The sequence below is a fragment of the Streptomyces sp. Qhu_M48 genome, assembly GCF_051305195.1.
Taxonomy (GTDB): Bacteria; Actinomycetota; Actinomycetes; order Streptomycetales; family Streptomycetaceae; genus Streptomyces.
Genome location: NZ_CP195432.1, coordinates 6978119 through 6997573 on the forward strand (window position 1 = coordinate 6978119; position 19455 = coordinate 6997573).

Below are 19455 nucleotides of genomic sequence, written 5' to 3' on the forward strand. Positions count from 1 at the left end.
TCAGGCGTCGCTGGTGGCGCCGGAGCGGCTGCGGGCGACGATGGACGAGGCGGCGAAGTTGACGATCAGGGTCATGACGAAGAGGGCGAAGCCCGCCGCCATGAGGGCGGACATGCCGAAGGGCGTGGCTTCGCCGTAGCGCAGGGCGATGAGGGAGGACACCGAGCTGGTGCCGGTCTGCAGGACGTGCCACTGGATGGTGAAGACCTGCGAGATGACCATGTAGACGGCGATGGTCTCGCCGAGGGCGCGGCCGAGGCCGAGCATGGTGCCGCCGATCATGCCGCCCTTGCCGAAGGGCAGGACGACGCTGCGGATCATGCCCCAGCGGGTGGCGCCGAGCGCGTACGCGCCCTCGCGTTCGCCGGCGGGGGCCTGGGAGAAGACCTCGCGCATGATCGAGCAGATGATCGGCGCGACCATCATCGCGACGACGAGACCGGCGACGAAGGTGGACGAGGTGTAGACGGTCGGCGGGGCCAGCGGATCGTCGGGGTCGGCGCCGTCGACGCGGAGGAACGGGATCCAGCCCAGGTAGGTGGCGATCCAGCGGGCGATCGGGAGGATCGACTCCTCCAGCCAGAAGACGCCCCACAGGCCGTAGACGACGGACGGCACGGCGGCCATCAGGTCGACGGTGGAGATCAGGGTGCGGCGCAGCTGGGGCGGGGCGTACTCGGAGATGTAGAGGGCGGCCCCGGTGGCGAGCGGGACGGCCACGACGATCGCGACGAGGGCGATGAGGACGGTGCCGAGGAGGACGGCGGCGATCCCGAAGCGTCCGGCGTCCGGCTCCCAGGCCTCGGTGGTGAGGAAGGAGGGCCCGGCGCGGTCGAGGGCCTGCCAGGCGCGGTGGAGCAGGAAGCCGCCGACGAGGAGCATGACCGCGAGGACGAGGCCGCCGCCGGTGCGGGCGACGGCGCGGAAGACCCGGTCGGGAAGGCCGGGGTCGGCGTGGAGCCGTCTCGGCGTGTCGGGCGTGGTGTCCGCCGGTGAGCCGGGTGGTGGTCCGCCGGGCGGCGGACCGGGCGGCGGGTCAAGGGTCTCGGTCGTCACGGGAAGGACGTAAGTCCGGCCCGGTGGACAGGTGTTCCACTCGATGTGAACGAGGGGCGTGCGCGGGGCAACTTCCGTTCAATGTAAGGCTGTTGAGGCCCATCTGGGCCCTTCCTCGGCGAGCAGGGCGCGGAAGCGCGCATAGGCGGTACGACAGGTGGAGTGCCGCTCGTAGGAGCGGCCGGAGAGCGCGGCGGTGCGGCCCTCGCGGTCCCGCAGCAGCCATACCCAGCCGTTGCCGCCGGCGGTGTGCTGCACCCCTCCGGCCATGTCGGCGTACCCGGCGCACAGGGCCGTGAAGGCGTCCCTGCACCCGGCGTGGTCGTCGTAGCAGCCCCCCGACCGCGCGACGACCCTTCCGTTCTGGGCGACCAGTCGCCATCCGTACCGTCCGTCGGCCCCCATGTCGATCAGACAACGCGTCCCGGACACACCGGTGTCCTTGGTCATCGCCCCCACCCCCACAGTCTCGGCAGGGGCAATCTATTGAGACGGACGTGACAGTTGGGCGCTAAACCATCTCCGAGGTTGCACGCTTCACCAGGAGGTTGCCCCTTGGACACCGGCACCCGGAGCGACCCCGTAGGAACGAGCCGGGGTGGCCCGTTCGGGAGCCGGGGAGGCGGGTCCGGTCAGCCCGTCGCCGCCAGGACGACCAGGAGCAGCAGCCCGGCCACCGCGGGGCCGACGATCTCGTACGCCCAGCGCACCCTCGCCACGCCCCGCGACCCCGGTGCCGCCGCCCGGCTCGCGAGGAGTTCCCGCAGATCGGCGAGGGTCTGGTCGGCGAACGCCGCGCCGGAGGAGGACGAGGAGCCCCGGGCGCCGGAGGTCGCCGGGGTACGGCCGCGCGCGTCGCCCTGGGCGGCGCGGGCGGCGGCGCGAGCGGCCTTCTTGCGCTGGCGCAGCGAGACGGGGACGGCCCACAGCTGGTACTTCTCGCCGTCCTGGGTGAAGACCTCGCTGGAGTAGCCGGCCCGGAAGTCGGCGACGGTCGCCCAGGGCAGCGTGATCGACCGGAACGGGTTGCGGATCTTGAGCCGGTCGTCGTTGGCGTACACCGCGGGCCGGATCGTGAAGGCGACGATCAGCGGGACCGCCAGGACCAGGCCCGCGAGCGCGAGCCAGGGCGACCGGCCCTCGCCGCGGAGCATCACGTCACCGGCGAACAGCGCCGCGAGGGCCAGCAGGAACACCCCGCTCGCGATCCCGAGGACCGACCGGAAGACACGGTCGGGGGACGGCTGCTCCGCGGACGGCTGCTCGGGGGTCGACCCGGGGCTCGGCTCGTGGCTGGGCTCGGGGGTCGGCTCGGGGGTCGTCATGCCGCCGATTGTGCCTCAGGGGGCCCGTGGGGGCTCAGGCGGCCCGCGTGGCCACGAGATCCGCGTACAAAATGATGTTGTCGGGACGGTGGCCGTCGACCAGCTCGCCGCCACAGGTGACGAGGCGCAGCTCGGGGCGCTCGGTGTCGCCGTACACCTTGGCCGTCGGGAAGGTGTCCTTGTCGACCTGCTCCAGCTCCCGGACCCGGAAGACCGCGGTGGTGCCGTCGGCCCGGGTCACGGTGATCTCGTCGCCGGCCCGGACGCGGGAGACGTTCTTCAGGACGGCGGGGCCGCGGGCGGTGTCGAAGTGCCCGATGAGGACGGCGGGGCCGGTCTGCCCGGGCGTGACGCCCTTGTCGTACCAGCCGATGCGGTCGGCGTCCGCGACCGAGGGGACCTCGACGGTGCCGTCGGCGGCGAGCCCGAGTTCCAGGACGGGTCCGGTGGGCGCGGTGTCGACTCCGGCGGCGGGCAGCCGGACCCGTACGGGCAGGGACCGCGCGAGCGGCTTCACGGGCGCGCCGCTCGCGGTCGGCGCGGGAACGGCGGTCTCGCCGACGCGGGCGGGCGGGGTGGCGGCGGGCCCGGCCCCGGCGGAGCACCCGGTGAGCGCGGCGAGGGCCACCACGAGGGCGACGGAGACGGTACGGGTACGGGCGGGGCGGCGGTTCACGGGACGGCTCCGGACGGGGTGTGACCGGCCGCCGCGTGGGTGCGACGGCCGGCCTGGGGTGGGTGTGCTCCTGCTCGGGTCAGGGTCGAGGAGCGGGTGGGGCGAGTGGTGCGGGTGGGTGCGTATAGCGCGGGTGGTGCGGGTGGTGCCGACGGTGTGGGTGGTGCCCGGCGGTGTGGGTGGCGCTGGCGGTGTGGGTGGCGCCAGTGAGGTGAAGGCCCCCTGCGCGCGGGGCGCGGAGGGCCCGTCGCGGCCCGGGCGGACGTCAGGGTTCCCGGCCGGGCCGCGACGGGGGTCAGACGCGGGCGGCGGCCCGGCGGCGCAGGACGACGAAGCCGAGGCCCGCGGCGGCGAGCGAGGCGGCACCGGCACCGGCCGCGACGAGCGCGGTGGAGTCGCTCCCGGCACCGGTCTCGGCGCCGGCCGCGACACCGCCCTTCGGGACGACGGAGGTCTGCCCGGCGTTGTTGGTGGTGGTGCCGGTGTTGCCCGCCGGGGCCTGGGTGGTGGCCGACGGCGCCGGGGTGGGCGCGGAGGTGGCCTTCTCGCAGCCCTTGGGGAGCTTGGGGAAGGCGGTCCAGCGGTACGGGGTGTCGCCGCCCTGGGTGCGCTGGCCGAGCTGCGGGGTGGTGGTGTTCGCGCCCTTGATCGTGAGGCCCATGCCCAGGTCGGCGGCGTGGGCGCGGTCGAGGGTGACGATCGGCTTTCCGGCCTCGTCCTTGAGGACGGCCTTCGGGCCCTTCTCCAGGTCGTGGGTGAGCGTCACGGTCAGCAGCGCGAAGACGGACGGGATGTCCTGCCGGACGGCGCACTCGCCGATGGTGACGACGGGCCCGGTGGTGGGCGCCGGGGCCGGCGCCGCGTTGTCGACGAGGCGCGGGGCGGCCTGCTTCGTACCGCCCTGGATGTACGCGGCGAACCCGCCGTCGCTCTCCAGGACGACGACGGCCTTGCCGTGGACCCAGACCTGTCGGAAGCCGTCGAGGTAGGTGAAGCCGCGGCCCTTGCCGTTCTCGACGAGCTGGAGGCCGTAGCGGTCCCCCTTCCTGCCGAGCTCCAGGCGGGTGCCGTCGGCGAGCTCGTAGAGGCCGGGCGTGGCGCCGGGGACGTAGTTGCGGTCCCAGTTGAGGGAGCGGCCGTCCGGGAAGAGGACGAAGAACTCGCCGTTGTCGTTGCCGGCCTCCGGGCGGGTGTCGGCGTCGAGGACGCCGACCGGGTTGGTGCCGTAGAAGAGCTCGGCGCGGTGGTGCAGCGCGTCGACCTCGTAGATCTTGGCGACGGTGCCGTTCAGGAGGGTCTCGGTCCGGACGAGGGTGCCCTTCGCGGCGTCGGCCGTACCGCTCTCGTTCTTCGCGCCCGCGGCCTTCTCGCCGAGGGGCTTGGCCTCGCCCGGCTTGGCCTCGCCCGGCTTCTCGGCACCCGGCTTCGCTTCCGTCGGCGTGACGGCGCCCGGCGCGGCGACCGGCGCGGCGACCGGCGCGGCGACCGGGCCGTCGGCCGCGAAGGCGGCTCCGGCGGCGAGGGCCGGGGTGGTGATCGCGGCACCCGCGACGAGGACGGTGGCGATGGCGGTGCGAAGGGCGGTGCGCATAACGACTCCTGGAATTCAGGCAGGCGGATGGGAGAGTCGCATGCCGCTTTTACTCGGTCCGACTGGTTCCGGTGAGGTCTGGCTGGCTGCAGGAAGAAATTTATTGATCTTGTATTCGGGAGTGGTCCACTCCATGTCACGGGGCCGTGACAGGGGTCACCGACACCGTCACCACGGCCCGGAGCCGGGCACCACGCCGACCGCCCGCCTGTGACCTCGGGCTCTGCGAAGCACGTCCCCTGTACAGGTCGCTACGCGCGTAGATATGCTCGACTGGTGACCATGCCCACCACTGCATCCGCAGCATCCGCATTCGCCGACGTGACCGCGTCCGACGGTGCGCTGCGCCGCTTCCTCCACGGGCTGCCCGGCGTCGACGCCGTCGGCCTGGAGGCGCGCGCCGCGGCCCTCGGTACCCGCTCGATCAAGACCACGTCCAAGGCGTACGCCATCGACCTGGCCATTTCCATGATCGACCTGACGACGCTCGAAGGCGCGGACACCCCGGGCAAGGTCCGGGCGCTCGCCGCCAAGGCCGTCCGTCCCGATCCGACCGACCGCACGACCCCGACGACCGCCGCCGTCTGCGTCTACCCCGACATGGTGGCCACCGCCAAGGCCGTCCTCGCGGGCTCCGACGTCAAGGTCGCCTCGGTCGCCACCGCCTTCCCGGCCGGACGCGCCGCGCTCCCCGTGAAGCTCGCCGACACGGCGGACGCCATCGCCGCGGGCGCCGACGAGATCGACATGGTCATCGACCGCGGCGCCTTCCTCGCCGGCCACTACCTCCAGGTCTTCGAGCAGATCGCCGCGATCAAGGCGGAGTGCGGCGACCGCGCCCGCCTGAAGGTGATCTTCGAGACCGGCGAGCTGTCCACGTACGACAACATCCGCCGCGCCTCCTGGCTCGGCATGATGGCCGGCGCGGACTTCATCAAGACCTCGACCGGCAAGGTCGCGGTCAACGCCACCCCGGCCAACACCCTGCTCATGCTGGAGGCGGTGCGCGACTTCCGCGCCCAGACCGGCGTGCAGATCGGCGTGAAGCCGGCCGGCGGCATCCGCAACACCAAGGAAGCCATCAAGTTCCTGGTTCTCGTCAACGAGACCGTGGGTGAGGACTGGCTGGACAACCACTGGTTCCGCTTCGGCGCCTCCAGCCTGCTCAACGACCTGCTGATGCAGCGCCAGAAGCTGGCGACCGGCCGTTACTCCGGCCCCGACTACGTGACGGTGGACTGATCAACATGGCATCTGCATTCGAGTACGCACCGGCGCCCGAGTCCCGGTCCGTCGTCGACATCGCCCCCAACTACGGCCTCTTCATCGACGGCGAGTTCGTCGAGGCGGCCGACGGCAAGGTCTTCAAGACCGTCTCCCCCTCCACCGAGGAGGTGCTGTCCGAGATCGCCCAGGCGGGTACCGAGGACGTCGACCGTGCGGTGAAGGCGGCGCGGAAGGCCTTCGAGAAGTGGTCGGCGCTGCCCGGCTCCGAGCGCGCCAAGTACCTCTTCCGGATCGCCCGGATCATCCAGGAGCGCAGCCGTGAGCTGGCCGTCCTGGAGACCCTGGACAACGGCAAGCCGATCAAGGAGACCCGCGACGCGGACCTCCCGCTGGTCGCCGCGCACTTCTTCTACTACGCGGGCTGGGCCGACAAGCTCGACCACGCGGGCTACGGGGCGAACCCGAGGCCGCTGGGCGTGGCCGGTCAGGTCATCCCGTGGAACTTCCCGCTGCTGATGCTGGCGTGGAAGATCGCCCCGGCGCTCGCGACCGGCAACACGGTCGTCCTGAAGCCGGCCGAGACGACCCCGCTCACCGCCCTGTTCTTCGCGGACATCTGCCGTCAGGCCGGGCTGCCGAAGGGCGTCGTCAACATCCTTCCCGGGTACGGGGAGACGGGCGCGGCGATCGTCGCGCACCCGGACGTGAACAAGGTCGCCTTCACCGGCTCGACCGCCGTCGGCAAGGCCATCGCGCGTTCCGTCGCCGGTACGGACAAGAAGGTCACCCTGGAGCTGGGCGGCAAGGGCGCGAACATCGTCTTCGACGACGCGCCGATCGACCAGGCCGTCGAGGGCATCGTCAACGGCATCTTCTTCAACCAGGGCCAGGTCTGCTGCGCGGGCTCGCGCCTCCTCGTCCAGGAGTCGATCCACGACGAGCTGCTCGACTCGCTGAAGCGCCGCCTGAGCACCCTGCGCCTCGGCGACCCGCTGGACAAGAACACCGACATCGGTGCCATCAACTCCTCGGAGCAGCTGGCCCGGATCACCTCGCTGGTGGACCAGGGCGAGGCGGAGGGCGCCGAGCGCTGGACCGCCGCCTGCGACATCCCGTCGGCCGGTTACTGGTTCGCCCCGACGCTCTTCACCAACGTCACGCAGGCGCACACGGTCGCCCGCGACGAGATCTTCGGCCCGGTCCTGTCGGTGCTGACCTTCCGCACGCCCGACGAGGCGGTCGCGAAGGCCAACAACAGCCAGTACGGCCTGTCCGCCGGCATCTGGTCGGAGAAGGGCTCCCGCATCCTCGCGGTCGCGAGCAAGCTCCGCGCGGGTGTCGTCTGGGCCAACACGTTCAACAAGTTCGACCCGACGTCGCCGTTCGGCGGATACAAGGAGTCGGGCTTCGGCCGCGAGGGCGGCCGTCACGGTCTGGAGGCCTACCTCGATGTCTGAGCGCAGTGTCGAAAAAGGCGGCTCCGCCGCCGGGCGTCTGAACGTCTTCAAGACCTACAAGCTGTACGTCGGGGGCAAGTTCCCCCGCTCCGAGAGCGGCCGGGTGTACGAGGTGACGGACTCCAAGGGCAAGTGGCTGGCGAACGCGCCGCTCTCCTCCCGCAAGGACGCCCGTGACGCGGTCGTCGCCGCCCGCAAGGCCTTCGGCGGCTGGGCGGGCGCGACCGCGTACAACCGCGGCCAGATCCTCTACCGCGTCGCCGAGATGCTGGAGGGGCGCCGGGAGCAGTTCGTCCGCGAGGTCGCGGAGGCGGAGGGCCTGTCGAAGTCGAAGGCGGCCGCCGTCGTCGACGCGGCGATCGACCGCTGGGTCTGGTACGCGGGCTGGACGGACAAGATCGCCCAGGTCGTGGGCGGCGCCAACCCGGTCGCCGGCCCGTACTTCAACCTCTCCTCCCCCGAGCCCACGGGCGTCGTCACCGTCGTCGCCCCCCAGGAGTCGTCCTTCCTGGGCCTGGTCTCGGTGATCGCCCCGGTGATCGCGACGGGCAACACGGCCGTCGTGGTCGCGAGCGAGAAGTACCCGCTCCCGGCCCTCTCCCTGGGCGAGGTGCTCGCCACCTCGGACCTGCCGGGCGGTGTCGTCAACATCCTCTCCGGCAAGGCCTCCGAGATGGGCCCGCACCTGGCGGCCCACCAGGACGTCAACGGGATCGACCTGACGGGCGCGACCGAGGGCGACCTCGCACGCGACCTGGAGATCGCGGCCGCGGACAACCTGAAGCGCGTCCTGCGCCCGCGGGCGGAGGACTTCGCGGACTCCCCGGGCACGGACCGCATGACGGCGTTCCTGGAGACGAAGACGGTCTGGCACCCGACGGGTTCGCTGGGCGCGAGCGGCTCCGCGTACTAGTCCGGAATCATCGGACGCCCCTCAGGTGTGCGCACCCGGGGGGCGCCTCCGGTCCCCTCACGTCCCGGAGCTACGGAAGCAGTCCCCGGGTCAGCGGCCCCGCCACCGGGAGATCGGCCACCGCGCCGCCCTTGGTGAGGTGGTCGGTCACCAGGTTCGTGCCCACCGGCTTGAAGTCGGAGATCTGGGTGCCGAGTCCGTTGTCGAGGGGGTCGACGCCGGTGTTGGCCAGCGGGTCGAGCTGGAGCCGGGTCAGCGGGCCCAGGCCGTGGGTGACGCCCGACAGCGCCCCCGCCCCGGCCGCGCCCGCGTCGGTCCTGGTCAGTGAGTCGACGGGGAGCGGCACCGGGGCGGCGGCCTGGGCCCCGGCCCCCGCGCCGAGCATCGCCGCGCCCGCCGCCGTGACGGTGAGCCCGGCCTTGAGCAGGGCACTGCGACGGGGGGTCCGGGGTTCTGCGTGACGCGCCATGACGTTCCTTCCGAGGGGTGATCGAGCGGACACCGACAGTAGTTGAGGTGTGATGCTCGATACCAACGGCCTTCCTCGGGGGTCCCCTGCACGGGGGAATGGTTCACACTGGTGTCCCGTGAGTTCCCTACCGATCCCGACCCGTGTCGTCCTGCTCGCGGGCCCCTCCGGCTCCGGCAAGTCGTCCCTCGCCGCCGTCACCGGCCTCCCGGTCCTGCGCCTCGACGACTTCTACAAGGAGGCGGGCGATCCGTCCCTCCCGCTCGTGGAGGGCAGCGCGGACGTCGACTGGGACTCCCCGCTGTCCTGGGACGCGGACGCCGCCGTCTCCGCCATCGTCGAGCTGTGCCGTACGGGACGCACCGAGGTCCCTGTCTACGACATCGCCACCAGCTCGCGGGTGGACCGTGAACGCCTCGACATCGAGCGGACGCCGCTCTTCGTGGCGGAGGGGATCTTCGCGGCCGAGATCGTGACCCGCTGCCGTGAGCTGGACGTCCTCGCCGACGCGCTCTGTCTGCGCGGTCGCCCGTCGACGACCTTCCGCCGCCGGCTCGCCCGCGACCTCCGCGAGGGCCGCAAGTCGGTGCCGTTGCTGCTGCGCCGCGGCTGGCGTCTGATGCGGGCCGAGCGGGCGATCGTCGCCCGTCAGGCGGAGCTGGGCGCCCACCCCTGCGCCAGGCCGGAGGCCCTGGGCCGCCTGGCCGCCGCGGCGGCGGGCCGCCACCGCACCCCGGCGGCGCGCTGACATACAGACGACGCGGGTCGTACAAGCCCCCCGGCTTGTGCGACCCGCGCCGTTTTCCCCCGTACCCCCGTACTCCCCCGTGAGCCGCGTTCCCCCGTGGCCCCCGTGGGTCTTTCCCCCGTTCCCCCCGACCTTCAGGCCACCAGCTCGCCGAAGGACTCCTCCTCGTCACGGCCGAAGCTGAGCACCTCGTCCTCGCGCAGTCGCCGCAGCGACCGCCAGATGCTCGACTTCACCGTGCCGACACTGATGTCCAGGATCTCCGCGATCTCCGGATCGGTACGGCCCTCGTAGTAGCGCAGCACCAGCATGGTCCGCTGGAGCTCGGGCAGCCGGGCGAGGGCCTGCCACAGCACCGCGCGCAGCTCCGTGCCGCGCATCGCGTCCGTCTCGCCCACCGTCTCCGGGAGCTCCTCGGTCGGGTACTCGTTGAGCTTGCGCCGGCGCCAGGCGCTGATGTGCAGGTTGGTCATGGTGCGGCGGAGGTATCCGCCGACCGCGGCCTTGTCACTGATCCGCTCCCAGGCGCGGTACGTGGAGAACAGCGCGCTCTGGAGCAGGTCCTCGGCCTCGAAACGGTCACCGGTGAGGTGGTAGGCGGTGGCGTACAGGGAGGCACGACGCTCCTGGACGTAAGCCGTGAACTCGGCTTCCGAGCAGTTGCGCTCCCCCGTGACCTCCCCGTACGCCGCTCCCCCGTCAGCAACGGCCACCATGTACGGCGCCTTGCGCTGACGCCCGACGCCGCGAACGCACCCCCGCCCGTTCACCGCGCCGGACTTCTCCGTGCTCCGTACGACGTCGTGGAGACGCGTGACTACTGCGCTTGAGGTGGTGCTGTGCAGTGCGTTCATCTCGCGCCCCCCGTCGGTTGGAGTGTCTTTCGGTCCGTTGCCGAGAAGCTTGCCCACCGGACTTCATGGCGTTGTCCGCCGACTGTCACAGGCGTGTCACAGGGGTCCCGGGAGAAGCGCGCCTCCCAGCGGTCGAACTCGGACGGCCCCATGGGACAGAATGGCGCCCGTGCCTTTTCTGTTGCTGATCGAGGACGACGACGCCATCCGTACGGCCCTTGAGCTGTCCCTGTCCCGGCAGGGTCACCGGGTGGCCACCGCCGCGACCGGTGAGGACGGCCTCCAGCTGCTGCGTGAGCAGCGGCCGGACCTGGTCGTGCTCGACGTCATGCTGCCCGGCATCGACGGCTTCGAGGTCTGCCGGCGCATCCGCCGCACGGATCAGTTGCCGATCATCCTGCTGACCGCGCGCAGCGACGACATCGACGTGGTCGTGGGCCTGGAGTCCGGTGCCGACGACTATGTCGTCAAGCCGGTGCAGGGCCGTGTGCTTGACGCCCGTATCCGGGCCGTACTGCGGCGCGGCGAGCGGGAGTCGACGGATTCGGCGACGTACGGCTCGCTGGTGATCGACCGGTCGGCGATGACGGTCACCAAGAACGGCGAGGACCTCCAGCTCACCCCGACCGAGCTGCGGCTGCTCCTGGAGCTGAGCCGGCGGCCCGGACAGGCGCTCTCCCGGCAGCAGTTGCTGCGGCTCGTGTGGGAGCACGACTACCTGGGCGACTCGCGGCTGGTCGACGCCTGTGTGCAGCGGCTGCGCGCCAAGGTGGAGGACGTGCCGTCCTCGCCGACGCTCATCCGTACCGTGCGCGGGGTCGGTTACCGGCTGGACGTCCCTGCGTGAGCAAGGGGATCCTCACGCGGCTGCGTCTTTCGAGCCTGCGGCTGCGTCTTGTCGTCGTCTTCGCCCTGGTCGCGCTGACCGCCGCCGTGGCGGCCTCCGGCATCGCGTACTGGCTGAACCGGGAGGCGGTGCTGACCCGTACCCAGGACGGGGCGCTCAACGACTTCCGGCAGGAGATGCAGAACCGGGCGGCGACGCTGCCGCTGCGGCCCACCCAGGACGATCTGCGGCGGACCGCCGAGCAGATGGCGACGGGCAGCGCCAACTACCAGGTGCTGCTGCTCGGTGAGCGGGACGCGGGCAAGCCGATCGTCGGCGCCTCGGACCCGGACGACTTCACCCTGGCCGACGTGCCGCGTTCGCTGCGGGACGCGGTGGACACCAGGCGGCCGGTGACGGAGGGCAACCCGTATCCGTACCACCTGTTCTGGCAGCGTACGGAGCGGAACGGGACGCCGTACCTGGTCGGCGGGACGCGGATCGACGGCGGCGGGCCCGCCGGTTACATGTTCAAGTCGCTGGCCGCGGAGAAGGCCGACCTGAACTCGCTGGCCTGGTCCCTGGGGATCGCCACCGCGCTCGCGGTGGCCGGTTCGGTGCTGCTCGCGCAGGTCGCCGCGACGACCGTGCTGCGGCCCGTGCACCGGCTCGGCGAGGCGGCCCGGCAGCTCGGCGAGGGCAAGCTCGACACCCGGCTGCGGGTCACCGGCGCCGACGAACTGGCCGATCTGACGCGCACGTTCAACGGGGCGGCCGAGTCCCTGCAGAAGAAGGTCGCGGACATGAGCGCCCGGGAGGAGTCCTCGCGGCGCTTCGTGGCCGACATGTCGCACGAGCTGCGCACCCCGTTGACCGCGCTGACGGCCGTCACGGAGGTCCTGGAGGACGAGCAGGACACCCTGGACCCGATGATCGCCCCGGCCGTGGCGCTGGTGGTGAGCGAGACCCGGCGCCTCAACGACCTGGTGGAGAACCTGATGGAGGTGACCCGCTTCGACGCGGGCACCGCCCGGCTCGTCCTCGACGAGGTGGACATCGCCGACCAGATCACGGCGTGCGTCGACGCGCGCGCGTGGCTGGACGCGGTCGACCTGGACGCCGAGCGCGGGATCGTGGCGCCGCTCGACCCGCGCCGCCTCGACGTGATCCTGGCGAACCTGATCGGGAACGCGCTGAAGCACGGCGGTTCGCCGGTGCGGGTCTCGGTGCGCACCGAGGACGAGGAACTGGTCATCGCGGTCCGCGACCACGGCCCCGGCATCCCCGAGGAGGTGCTGCCGCACGTCTTCGACCGCTTCTACAAGGCGAGCGCGTCCCGGCCGCGGTCCGAGGGCAGCGGGCTCGGCCTGTCGATCGCCATGGAGAACGCGCTGATCCACGGCGGTTCGATCACCGCCTCCAACTCGGTCGGCGAGGACGGGACGGTGGACGGCGCGGTGTTCGTGCTGCGACTGCCCCTGGACGCCTCGGGGATCACCCGCGAGGTGCAGACCCGCAGCAGCCAGGGCGAGGTGGAGGAAGCGTGAGGCGCCGCACCTTCGGGCGTACGGCCGGTACGGGAGCCCTGGTGGCGGCCGCGGTCACCGCGCTGGTCACCGGCTGCGGGATCAGGACCACCTCGGTCCCGGTGGACGCGGGCGCCGCCCCGTCCCGGGTCCCGTGCAGCGTGGCGGAGGAGGGCACGGCGGCACCGGTGCAGGACGTGCCGGTCCGGGTGTACCTGGTCTGCGGTTCGCAGCTGGAGGCGGTGGACCGGCGGTCTCCGCTGCCGGAGGAGAAGACCGACGGCGGCCCGGTGCGCACCGCGACGCGGCTGCTGGCGCAGCTGCTCGCCGAGCCGTCGGAGAGCGAGACGCGGGCCGGCTTCACGACGGCGGTGCGCGGCCCGCTGGTGGTGGAGGGCGGCCACCGGGGTGATCCGGCGGGGACGCTGCGGCTGAGCCGTCAGCCGGAGGACCTGGCGCCGACCGCCCTCTCGCAGCTGGTCTGCACGTTCGCCGCGAGTTCGGCGGGCGCGGGTGACCACACGGTGCTGCTCGGCGGCCCGGGCGCGTACGCCCCGAAGCGCTACCGCTGCACGACGGAGCTGCGCGAGCGCCCGGAGTCGGCCCCGCCGACGGCGGCCGTGGCCGCTCCGGCGGCCACCGCCACGGGCTGAGCCGGGTCCGGCGGAACCGATTCCGCCGTGGGGGGCGTCTTGGGGGGCGTGCAGCGTCAAGGTTCGGGCGGCAGTGCCGCCGTGGTCGTCCGCGTGGCGGGGTGGGTCCTCGTCGTCGCGCATCTGCTGCTCGTCGCCTGGGTCAGCCTGCGGCCACGGGACGTGGCCTGGGTGACCGCGCCGAACACCGTCCCGCTGAACGGCCTGCGGGCCGATCTGGCGCTCGGCGCCGCCGAGGCGGCCCGGCTGATCGGCGAGGGCCTGCTCCTCCTCGCCCCGCTCGGGGTGCTGCTGCCGATGGCCGACGGGCGGCTCGACGTCTCCCGGTGGGCCTCCCTGGCCCGTACGACCGCCGCGGGGGCGCTGGTGTCGCTCGCCGTGGAGCTGCTGCAGACCGCCGTGCCGGGTCAGGTCGTGGACGTGGACTCCGTCCTCCTGAACACCGCCGGGGTGGCGCTCGCCCATCTGCTCCTCGTGCCGGCCGGGCGGAGCTGGCTGCGCCGCAGGTCGGACGTGGGGCGGCCGGGCTCCTCCGCGGGGACCGCGCGCGGCCGGGGTGCGGCCCTCCTCGGGGACGAGGGGTCTCAGGGTGTGACCCCGACGATTACCAGGGTCCCGATCGCCCGGTAGACCGACGCCCCGGGCTCCCGTCCGGGAGCAGTATGGAGTCATCGGGAGCCCGACGGAGCGGCTCCCGGACCGACTCCGAAGGAGCCCACCATGGCCGCACTGACCCGCCCCCGTGACGGACGCGTGATCGGCGGAGTGTGCGCGGCGCTGGCCCGGCGCTTCGGCCTCTCCGCGTGGACGATGCGCCTGATCTTCCTGGTCTCGTGCCTGCTGCCCGGACCGCAGTTCCTGATCTACCTGGGCCTGTGGATCTTCGTGCCGGCGGAGAAGAGCACGAGCACGACGGCCTGGTAGTCACGGCCCGGCGGCCGACAGGGCACGCCGACGGCGCACGCCGCAGGGGCGCGCACCCGGGAGACCGGGTGCGCGCCCCTGCGGCGTGGTCGGAGCGTCGTACGGCTCGGGTCAGCCGATCGGCAGGCCGCCGGCGCCCAGCGGCAGGCCGCCGAGGAGGCCGCCGAGCGGGGTGGCGCCGAGGCCGCCGGCGGCGGCGTCGAGCGGGAGGCTCTGGGTGGCCTGGCCGGCGGCGGCCGGGAGGGTCTTCACACCCTGGTCGAGGCCCTGGCCGAGGGCGCCCTGGCCGGCACCGAGGGACTCGGCGGCGCCGTCGGGGAGCTCGGTGAGGCCGTCACCCAGCGGGACGGCCTGGGTCACCGTGCCCAGAGCGTCGGCTCCGAGCGGCAGGGACGGCGCGGCGGAGGCCGTGCCGGCGGCGGCAGCGGCGAAAGCGGCACCGAGAGCGGCGACACCGAGCTTCTTGGCGGCAGACTGCTTCATCTGAAAATCTTCCTTGGGGAATCCGGGGGCTTCCGGGAAAGCCGGACGGGGAAATCCTGGGAATGCAGAGCGGCTCTGCAACCTAACCAGTGATCGACTCCTCCGCAAACACCGGAAAGCGGCCGGGTGTCGCGCTCTCCCGGCCGCTCCGTTCCCCTTGACGGGGTGCTGTTCAGCCCGCCGTGCGGGAAGACTCGCTGGTCGTGGCGGTCTGCTGGAACAGCCATTCGGACTTCAGCTCGGCGTATCCGGGCTTGATGACCTCGTTGATCATGGCGAGGCGTTCATCGAAAGGAATGAACGCTGATTTCATCGCATTGACAGTGAACCACTGCATGTCGTCGAGCGTGTAATCGAATGCCTCGGTCAGCAGCTCGAATTCCCGGCTCATGCTCGTCCCGCTCATGAGCCGGTTGTCGGTGTTGACCGTGGCCCGGAAGTGCAGCCTGCGGAGCAGACCGATCGGGTGCTCGGCGAACGAGGCGGCGGCACCGGTCTGGAGGTTGGAGGAGGGGCACATCTCCAGCGGGATCCGCTTGTCGCGGACGTAGGCGGCGAGCCGGCCGAGGCTCACCGAGCCGTCGTCGGCGACCACGATGTCGTCGATGATCCGGACGCCGTGCCCGAGCCGGTCGGCACCGCACCACTGCAGCGCCTGCCAGATGGAGGGCAGTCCGAAGGCCTCGCCCGCGTGGATCGTGAAGTGGTTGTTCTCCCGCTTGAGGTACTCGAAGGCGTCGAGGTGGCGGGTGGGCGGGTAGCCGGCCTCGGCGCCCGCGATGTCGAAGCCGACGACGCCGGAGTCGCGGTAGCGGTTGGCGAGTTCGGCGATCTCCAGGGCGCGCGCCGCGTGCCGCATGGCGGTGAGCAGCGCCCCGACCCGGATGCGGTGCCCGTCCGCCCTGGCCTGCCGCTCACCCTCCCGGAAGCCCTCGTTGACGGCCTCCACGACCTCTTCGAGGGTGAGGCCGGACTCCAGGTGCTGCTCGGGGGCGTACCGCACCTCCGCGTACACGACGCCGTCCTCGGCGAGGTCGACGGCGCACTCGGCGGCGACGCGGAAGAGCGCCTCACGGGTCTGCATGACGGCGCAGGTGTGCGCGAAGGTCTCCAGGTACCGCTCCAGGGACCCGGAGTCGGCGGCTTCGCGGAACCAGACGCCGAGCTTGTCGGGCTCCGTCTCGGGGAGCTGCCGGTAGTCCTGCTCCCGGGCGAGTTCGATGATCGTGCCGGGGCGCAGTCCGCCGTCGAGGTGGTCGTGGAGCAGCACCTTCGGGGCACGGCGGATCTGGTCCGCGGTGGGGACACTGGGGGTCTGGCTCGTCATTTTCGCACTCTAGCCCCTACGCGCGTAGAGCGCGCCCCGTGGCGCCCCGCCCGTCCCGGGCGGTTTCCGGTGCGCCCCGGAGGGCGAACGCCCGGCCCGCGCCTGACCGCCAACCCGGCGCACCGGCACCACCGCCGGTACGGCCGGAGGGGGTTCACCGAACCCGGCCACCTGCCCGGTTCGAACGGGCTTGGGGACGGCGGGCGTTCACCCGGCGGGCGATACGTAACAGAGACCGCGCGTACGACTGGCGTACACCTCCGCTTCTGAGACTGTTCTGTCATGGCGCACTTCGCACTCGTGGGGCCGCCCGACGGCCGGAGACCCCGGCTCGGTCGGCCTGTTGGAGGTTCACGCACGTCGGCGGCGGTCGGCGGCGTGGTGCTGCTGCTGCCGGACGGCCGGCCGGAGTCGGGACGGCGCGCCTCCGCGCGGGCCCACGCGGCGATGCTGCCGCTCGGGCGCGGTCTCGTCCGCGCGGGCCGGGCCGAAGGCCTCGTCGCCCATGTGGTGCGCTACCGGGGGCGCGGCTGGAACGGGGCCGACGCCAACCTCGCGGCGGACGCCTCCTGGGCGGTCGCGGAGGCCGTACGGCGCTACGGGGACGTCCCGGTCTGCCTCGTCGGGCACGGGCTGGGAGGCCGGGCGGCGCTGCGGGCGGCCGGGCACGGCGCGGTCGGCGCGGTCCTTGCGCTCGCCCCGTGGCTGCCGGAGGACGACGTGGCGGCGGAGCCGGAGGCCGTACGGCAGCTGGTGGGGTGCCGGGTGCTGCTCGTGCACGGCACGAACGACGCCCGGACGGACCCGGAGCTGTCGTACCGGTTCGCCGAGCGGGCGAAGAAGGCCAACCGGGACACCTGCCGCTTCGAGGTGCACTCCGACGGGCACGCGCTGCGGCAGTACGCGGACGAGGTGCGGGCCCTGGCCGCCGACTTCGTCCTCGGCGCGCTCTTCGACCACCCCGTCACCCGTCCGGTGACGGACGCGATGGCCGCTCCCCCGCCGCTGGGCCTGCGGATGCCGCTCGCGGCGGGCTTCGGGGGGCCATTCCGGCGGTGAGGGCTCCCCGGCGGGACACCCCCTAGGGGAGCAGGTGTCCCCGGCGGCTCAGCAGGAACTTCTTGAAGGCGGCCACCGGGGCCGTGTCCGGGTGGCCGTCGAGCCAGGCGACGCCGATCTCGCGGACCGCGCGCGGCGCGGTGACGGTGAGTTCGACGACGCCGGGGCGCGGGACGGCCGGCGGGGGCAGCAGGGCGACGCCGAGTCCCGCGGCGACCAGGCCGCGCAGCGTCTCGGCCTCCTCGCCCTCGAAGGCGACGCGGGGCCTGAACCCGGCCTCGGCGCACAGGTCGTCGGTGATGCGGCGGAGCCCGTACCCCGGTTCCAGGGTCACGAAGGTCTCGTCCGCGGCCTCGGCGAGGCGGACGCGCTTGCGGCTCGCGAGCCGGTGGTCGTCGGGGACGACGAGCCGGAGCCGCTGTTCGTCGAGGCGCCGGGCGACCAGGTCGGGGGCGTCGGGCACCGGGGAGGTCAGGCAGAGGTCGAGGTCGCCGGCGCGGAGCCGTTCGATCATGGCCTCGCCGTAGTTCTGGACCAGGGTGAAGCGGATCCGCGGATGGTCGACGCGGAAGGCGCGGATGAGGCCGGGGACGGTCTCGGAGCCCATGGTGTGGAGGAAGCCGAAGGCGACGCGTCCCGCGGTGGGATCGGCGTCGGCGCGTACGGTGTCGGCGGCCCGTTCCACCTCGGCGAGCGCCCGCTCGGCGGCGGTGAGGAAGCGGCGCCCGGCCGGGGTCAGCGAGACCGTGCGGCCGCGGCGGGCGAAGAGGGTGACGCCGAGGTCCTGTTCGAGCCGGACCATGGCCCGGGAGAGCGTGGACTGGGGGACGCCCATCTCGGCCGCGGCCCGGGTCACGTGCTCGTGCCGGGCGACGGCGGCGAAGTACGCGAGCCGCGGCGCGAGCAGCAGTCCCATGTCTTCTTCGTTACTGTTCGGTGACAGCCGAGGCTGTGACCTGTACTCATGCACCATGGGAACGATTACAGCAGTTCCGTGCATTGGACGCATGAAACCGGGCGTCCTACGTTCGTGACATGCCTTCCGCCAGTACCAAGGCGGCCGCCACCACCGCGTCCGCCGACACCCGCCTCGCCCCCGGCTCCCCCGGCTACCGCCGACTGAGCCTCGCGCTCTTCGCCGCGGGCCTCGCCACCTTCGCCCTCCTCTACTCCACCCAGGCACTCCTCCCGGCCGTCTCGGCCGAGTTCGGCGCCACGGCCTCCGCCGCCTCCTGGACGGTCTCGGCCGCGACCGGCGCCCTCGCCCTGTGTGTCCTGCCGCTCAGCGCCCTCTCGGAGCGCTTCGGACGGCGCGCGATGATGACCGCCTCCCTGACGGCCGCGGTCGGCCTCGCCCTCCTCGTGCCGCTCGCCCCGAACCTGGAGTCCCTGATCGCGCTGCGCGCGCTCCAAGGCGCCGCGCTCGCCGGGCTCCCCGCCTCCGCGATGGCCTTCCTCGCCGAGGAGGTCCGCCCCAAGGCGCTGATCGCCGCGATCGGCCTGTTCGTGGCGGGCAACTCGATCGGTGGCATGAGCGGCCGCCTGGTGACCGGCTGGGTGGCCCAGATGTGGGGCTGGCGGGCGGGGCTGGCCGCCGTCGGCCTGACCTCCCTGCTGTGCGCGCTGGCCTTCCGGGCGCTGCTGCCGAAGGCACGGCACTTCACGCCCGGCACGCTCAACCCGAAGGCGCTCGCCCGGACGGTGCGGACGCATCTGACGGACCCGCTCCTCATGCGGCTCTACGTGATCGGCGCCCTGTTCATGACGGTGTTCGGCGCGGTGTACACCGTGATCGGCTACCGCCTGGTGGAGGCCCCGTTCTCGCTGCCGCAGGGCGTGATCGGCTCGATCTTCCTGATCTACCTGGTCGGTACGGTCTCCTCCGCCGCCGCGGGCCGCCTCGTCGGCCGGCTCGGCCGGCGCGGCGCGCTCTACCTGGCGGTCTCCACCACCGCCGCGGGTCTGCTGCTCTCGCTCTCGGACGCGCTGGCGGCGGTCCTGGCGGGCCTCGTCCTCATCACGGCCGGCTTCTTCGCGGGCCACGCGGTCGCCTCCTCCTCGGTGAGCCGTACGGCGAGGACGGGCCGCGCGCAGGCCTCGGCCCTCTACCAGTCCGCGTACTACCTCGGCAGCAGCGCGGGCGGCACGCTCGGCGCGATCGCCTTCCACGCGGGCGGGTGGGCCGGCACCGTCCTGATCGGTCTCGTCGCCGTCCTCGGCGTCGTCTCCGTCACCCTGTACGGGAGCCACAGCGCCCGCGTCGAGGCGCGGCGGCTCCAGCTCGCGGCGCCCTGCTGATTCCGCCCGGTTCCACTGCAACTGAGTCGCTCCCCCGGACGTC

At 72.8% G+C, this 19455-nt stretch carries 21 protein-coding genes; 11 read left to right on the top strand and 10 right to left on the bottom strand.

Annotated features, from left to right (window positions below; translation table 11 throughout):
• The 5 genes from pstC to ACRRSS_RS31205 form a co-directional block, all read right to left on the bottom strand.
• Window positions 1-1056, bottom strand: coding sequence for a phosphate ABC transporter permease subunit PstC (pstC, locus tag ACRRSS_RS31185; RefSeq protein ID WP_435974383.1), 1056 nt, complete (start codon window positions 1054-1056; stop codon window positions 1-3).
• Window positions 1057-1134: 78 nt separating this feature from the next.
• On the bottom strand, window positions 1135-1506 hold the full coding sequence (locus ACRRSS_RS31190; protein ID WP_435974384.1) for a DUF1508 domain-containing protein: 372 nt from the start codon (window positions 1504-1506) through the stop codon (window positions 1135-1137).
• A 182-nt stretch (window positions 1507-1688) separates the two neighbouring features.
• Window positions 1689-2381, bottom strand: coding sequence for a PH domain-containing protein (locus ACRRSS_RS31195; protein WP_435974385.1), 693 nt, complete (start codon window positions 2379-2381; stop codon window positions 1689-1691).
• Window positions 2382-2415: 34 nt separating this feature from the next.
• Window positions 2416-3057, bottom strand: coding sequence for a class F sortase (locus ACRRSS_RS31200; protein WP_435974386.1), 642 nt, complete (start codon window positions 3055-3057; stop codon window positions 2416-2418).
• Between the two features lie 295 nt (window positions 3058-3352).
• Window positions 3353-4648 carry a hypothetical protein gene (locus ACRRSS_RS31205; RefSeq protein ID WP_435974387.1) on the bottom strand — a complete coding sequence of 432 codons (1296 nt, stop codon included), beginning with the start codon at window positions 4646-4648 and terminating at the stop codon, window positions 3353-3355.
• Between the two features lie 282 nt (window positions 4649-4930).
• Between ACRRSS_RS31205 and deoC the strand changes: the two genes are divergently transcribed.
• The 3 genes from deoC to ACRRSS_RS31220 are packed head-to-tail and all read left to right on the top strand — an operon-like array spanning window position 4931 to window position 8245.
• The gene (gene deoC / locus ACRRSS_RS31210; RefSeq protein WP_435974388.1) at window positions 4931-5890 is read left to right on the top strand and encodes a deoxyribose-phosphate aldolase; all 960 of its coding nucleotides are present in this window, start codon (window positions 4931-4933) and stop codon (window positions 5888-5890) included.
• 5 nt (window positions 5891-5895) lie between these two features.
• Window positions 5896-7332, top strand: a complete 1437-nt coding sequence (locus tag ACRRSS_RS31215) for an aldehyde dehydrogenase family protein (RefSeq protein ID WP_435974389.1) — start codon at window positions 5896-5898, stop codon at window positions 7330-7332.
• A complete protein-coding gene (locus tag ACRRSS_RS31220; protein WP_435974390.1) occupies window positions 7325-8245 on the top strand; it encodes an aldehyde dehydrogenase family protein in 921 nt (306 codons plus the stop codon). The genes ACRRSS_RS31215 and ACRRSS_RS31220 overlap by 8 nt, the downstream gene beginning before the upstream one ends.
• Window positions 8246-8315: 70 nt before the next feature.
• Here ACRRSS_RS31220 and ACRRSS_RS31225 read toward each other — a convergent pair whose 3' ends face one another.
• Window positions 8316-8714 (bottom strand): hypothetical protein, encoded by a 399-nt coding sequence (locus ACRRSS_RS31225; protein ID WP_435974391.1) that lies wholly within the window; start codon window positions 8712-8714, stop codon window positions 8316-8318.
• 52 nt (window positions 8715-8766) lie between these two features.
• Here ACRRSS_RS31225 and ACRRSS_RS31230 point away from each other — a divergent pair, with 52 nt between their 5' ends.
• Entirely contained in the window at window positions 8767-9462 is a 696-nt protein-coding gene (locus ACRRSS_RS31230) for a uridine kinase family protein (RefSeq protein WP_435974392.1), read from the top strand.
• A 134-nt stretch (window positions 9463-9596) separates the two neighbouring features.
• Here ACRRSS_RS31230 and ACRRSS_RS31235 read toward each other — a convergent pair whose 3' ends face one another.
• Window positions 9597-10316: a SigE family RNA polymerase sigma factor gene (locus ACRRSS_RS31235; protein ID WP_435974393.1), complete on the bottom strand. Its 720-nt coding sequence runs from the start codon at window positions 10314-10316 to the stop codon at window positions 9597-9599.
• A gap of 169 nt (window positions 10317-10485) precedes the next feature.
• Here ACRRSS_RS31235 and afsQ1 point away from each other — a divergent pair, with 169 nt between their 5' ends.
• The 5 genes from afsQ1 (at window position 10486) to ACRRSS_RS31260 (ending at window position 14245) form a co-directional block, all read left to right on the top strand.
• Window positions 10486-11163 (top strand): two-component system response regulator AfsQ1, encoded by a 678-nt coding sequence (gene afsQ1 / locus ACRRSS_RS31240; RefSeq protein WP_017239746.1) that lies wholly within the window; start codon window positions 10486-10488, stop codon window positions 11161-11163.
• Window positions 11160-12689: an ATP-binding protein gene (locus ACRRSS_RS31245; protein WP_435974394.1), complete on the top strand. Its 1530-nt coding sequence runs from the start codon at window positions 11160-11162 to the stop codon at window positions 12687-12689. The genes afsQ1 and ACRRSS_RS31245 overlap by 4 nt, the downstream gene beginning before the upstream one ends.
• Entirely contained in the window at window positions 12686-13321 is a 636-nt protein-coding gene (locus ACRRSS_RS31250) for a hypothetical protein (protein WP_435974395.1), read from the top strand. Before ACRRSS_RS31245 ends, ACRRSS_RS31250 begins: the two co-directional genes overlap by 4 nt.
• Before the next feature lie 48 nt (window positions 13322-13369).
• Window positions 13370-13951, top strand: a complete 582-nt coding sequence (locus ACRRSS_RS31255) for a VanZ family protein (protein ID WP_435974396.1) — start codon at window positions 13370-13372, stop codon at window positions 13949-13951.
• 90 nt (window positions 13952-14041) lie between these two features.
• Window positions 14042-14245: a PspC domain-containing protein gene (locus ACRRSS_RS31260; protein ID WP_351901642.1), complete on the top strand. Its 204-nt coding sequence runs from the start codon at window positions 14042-14044 to the stop codon at window positions 14243-14245.
• A 111-nt stretch (window positions 14246-14356) separates the two neighbouring features.
• Here ACRRSS_RS31260 and ACRRSS_RS31265 read toward each other — a convergent pair whose 3' ends face one another.
• Together ACRRSS_RS31265 and ACRRSS_RS31270 are read right to left on the bottom strand one after the other, a co-directional pair.
• Complete coding sequence (locus ACRRSS_RS31265) at window positions 14357-14728, bottom strand: hypothetical protein (protein ID WP_351901644.1); 372 nt, start codon at window positions 14726-14728, stop codon at window positions 14357-14359.
• A 172-nt stretch (window positions 14729-14900) separates the two neighbouring features.
• Window positions 14901-16055 (bottom strand): adenosine deaminase, encoded by a 1155-nt coding sequence (locus ACRRSS_RS31270; protein WP_435974397.1) that lies wholly within the window; start codon window positions 16053-16055, stop codon window positions 14901-14903.
• 282 nt (window positions 16056-16337) lie between these two features.
• Here ACRRSS_RS31270 and ACRRSS_RS31275 point away from each other — a divergent pair, with 282 nt between their 5' ends.
• On the top strand, window positions 16338-17114 hold the full coding sequence (locus ACRRSS_RS31275; protein WP_435974398.1) for an alpha/beta hydrolase: 777 nt from the start codon (window positions 16338-16340) through the stop codon (window positions 17112-17114).
• A 22-nt stretch (window positions 17115-17136) separates the two neighbouring features.
• Here the strand turns inward: ACRRSS_RS31275 and ACRRSS_RS31280 are convergent, their stop codons facing one another.
• Window positions 17137-18087: a LysR family transcriptional regulator gene (locus ACRRSS_RS31280; protein ID WP_435974399.1), complete on the bottom strand. Its 951-nt coding sequence runs from the start codon at window positions 18085-18087 to the stop codon at window positions 17137-17139.
• A 62-nt stretch (window positions 18088-18149) separates the two neighbouring features.
• On the opposite strand from ACRRSS_RS31280, the gene ACRRSS_RS31285 reads away from it, so the two are divergent.
• Window positions 18150-19412, top strand: a complete 1263-nt coding sequence (locus ACRRSS_RS31285; protein WP_435974400.1) for an MFS transporter — start codon at window positions 18150-18152, stop codon at window positions 19410-19412.
• Window positions 19413-19455 lie beyond the last annotated feature (43 nt).

What these genes read in the sequence shown, in the direction of transcription:
- ACRRSS_RS31190 (WP_435974384.1), bottom strand. Translation starts at nt 1,506, where the DNA reads ATGACCAAGGACACCGGTGTGTCCGGGACGCGTTGTCTGATCGACATG.
- ACRRSS_RS31195 (WP_435974385.1), bottom strand. Translation starts at nt 2,381, where the DNA reads ATGACGACCCCCGAGCCGACCCCCGAGCCCAGCCACGAGCCGAGCCCC.
- ACRRSS_RS31205 (WP_435974387.1), bottom strand. Translation starts at nt 4,648, where the DNA reads ATGCGCACCGCCCTTCGCACCGCCATCGCCACCGTCCTCGTCGCGGGT.
- deoC (WP_435974388.1), top strand. Translation starts at nt 4,931, where the DNA reads ATGCCCACCACTGCATCCGCAGCATCCGCATTCGCCGACGTGACCGCG.
- ACRRSS_RS31215 (WP_435974389.1), top strand. Translation starts at nt 5,896, where the DNA reads ATGGCATCTGCATTCGAGTACGCACCGGCGCCCGAGTCCCGGTCCGTC.
- ACRRSS_RS31220 (WP_435974390.1), top strand. Translation starts at nt 7,325, where the DNA reads ATGTCTGAGCGCAGTGTCGAAAAAGGCGGCTCCGCCGCCGGGCGTCTG.
- ACRRSS_RS31225 (WP_435974391.1), bottom strand. Translation starts at nt 8,714, where the DNA reads ATGGCGCGTCACGCAGAACCCCGGACCCCCCGTCGCAGTGCCCTGCTC.
- ACRRSS_RS31230 (WP_435974392.1), top strand. Translation starts at nt 8,767, where the DNA reads ATGCTCGATACCAACGGCCTTCCTCGGGGGTCCCCTGCACGGGGGAAT.
- ACRRSS_RS31235 (WP_435974393.1), bottom strand. Translation starts at nt 10,316, where the DNA reads ATGAACGCACTGCACAGCACCACCTCAAGCGCAGTAGTCACGCGTCTC.
- ACRRSS_RS31260 (WP_351901642.1), top strand. Translation starts at nt 14,042, where the DNA reads ATGGCCGCACTGACCCGCCCCCGTGACGGACGCGTGATCGGCGGAGTG.
- ACRRSS_RS31265 (WP_351901644.1), bottom strand. Translation starts at nt 14,728, where the DNA reads ATGAAGCAGTCTGCCGCCAAGAAGCTCGGTGTCGCCGCTCTCGGTGCC.
- ACRRSS_RS31270 (WP_435974397.1), bottom strand. Translation starts at nt 16,055, where the DNA reads ATGACGAGCCAGACCCCCAGTGTCCCCACCGCGGACCAGATCCGCCGT.
- ACRRSS_RS31275 (WP_435974398.1), top strand. Translation starts at nt 16,338, where the DNA reads ATGGCGCACTTCGCACTCGTGGGGCCGCCCGACGGCCGGAGACCCCGG.
- ACRRSS_RS31280 (WP_435974399.1), bottom strand. Translation starts at nt 18,087, where the DNA reads ATGGTGCATGAGTACAGGTCACAGCCTCGGCTGTCACCGAACAGTAAC.
- ACRRSS_RS31285 (WP_435974400.1), top strand. Translation starts at nt 18,150, where the DNA reads ATGCCTTCCGCCAGTACCAAGGCGGCCGCCACCACCGCGTCCGCCGAC.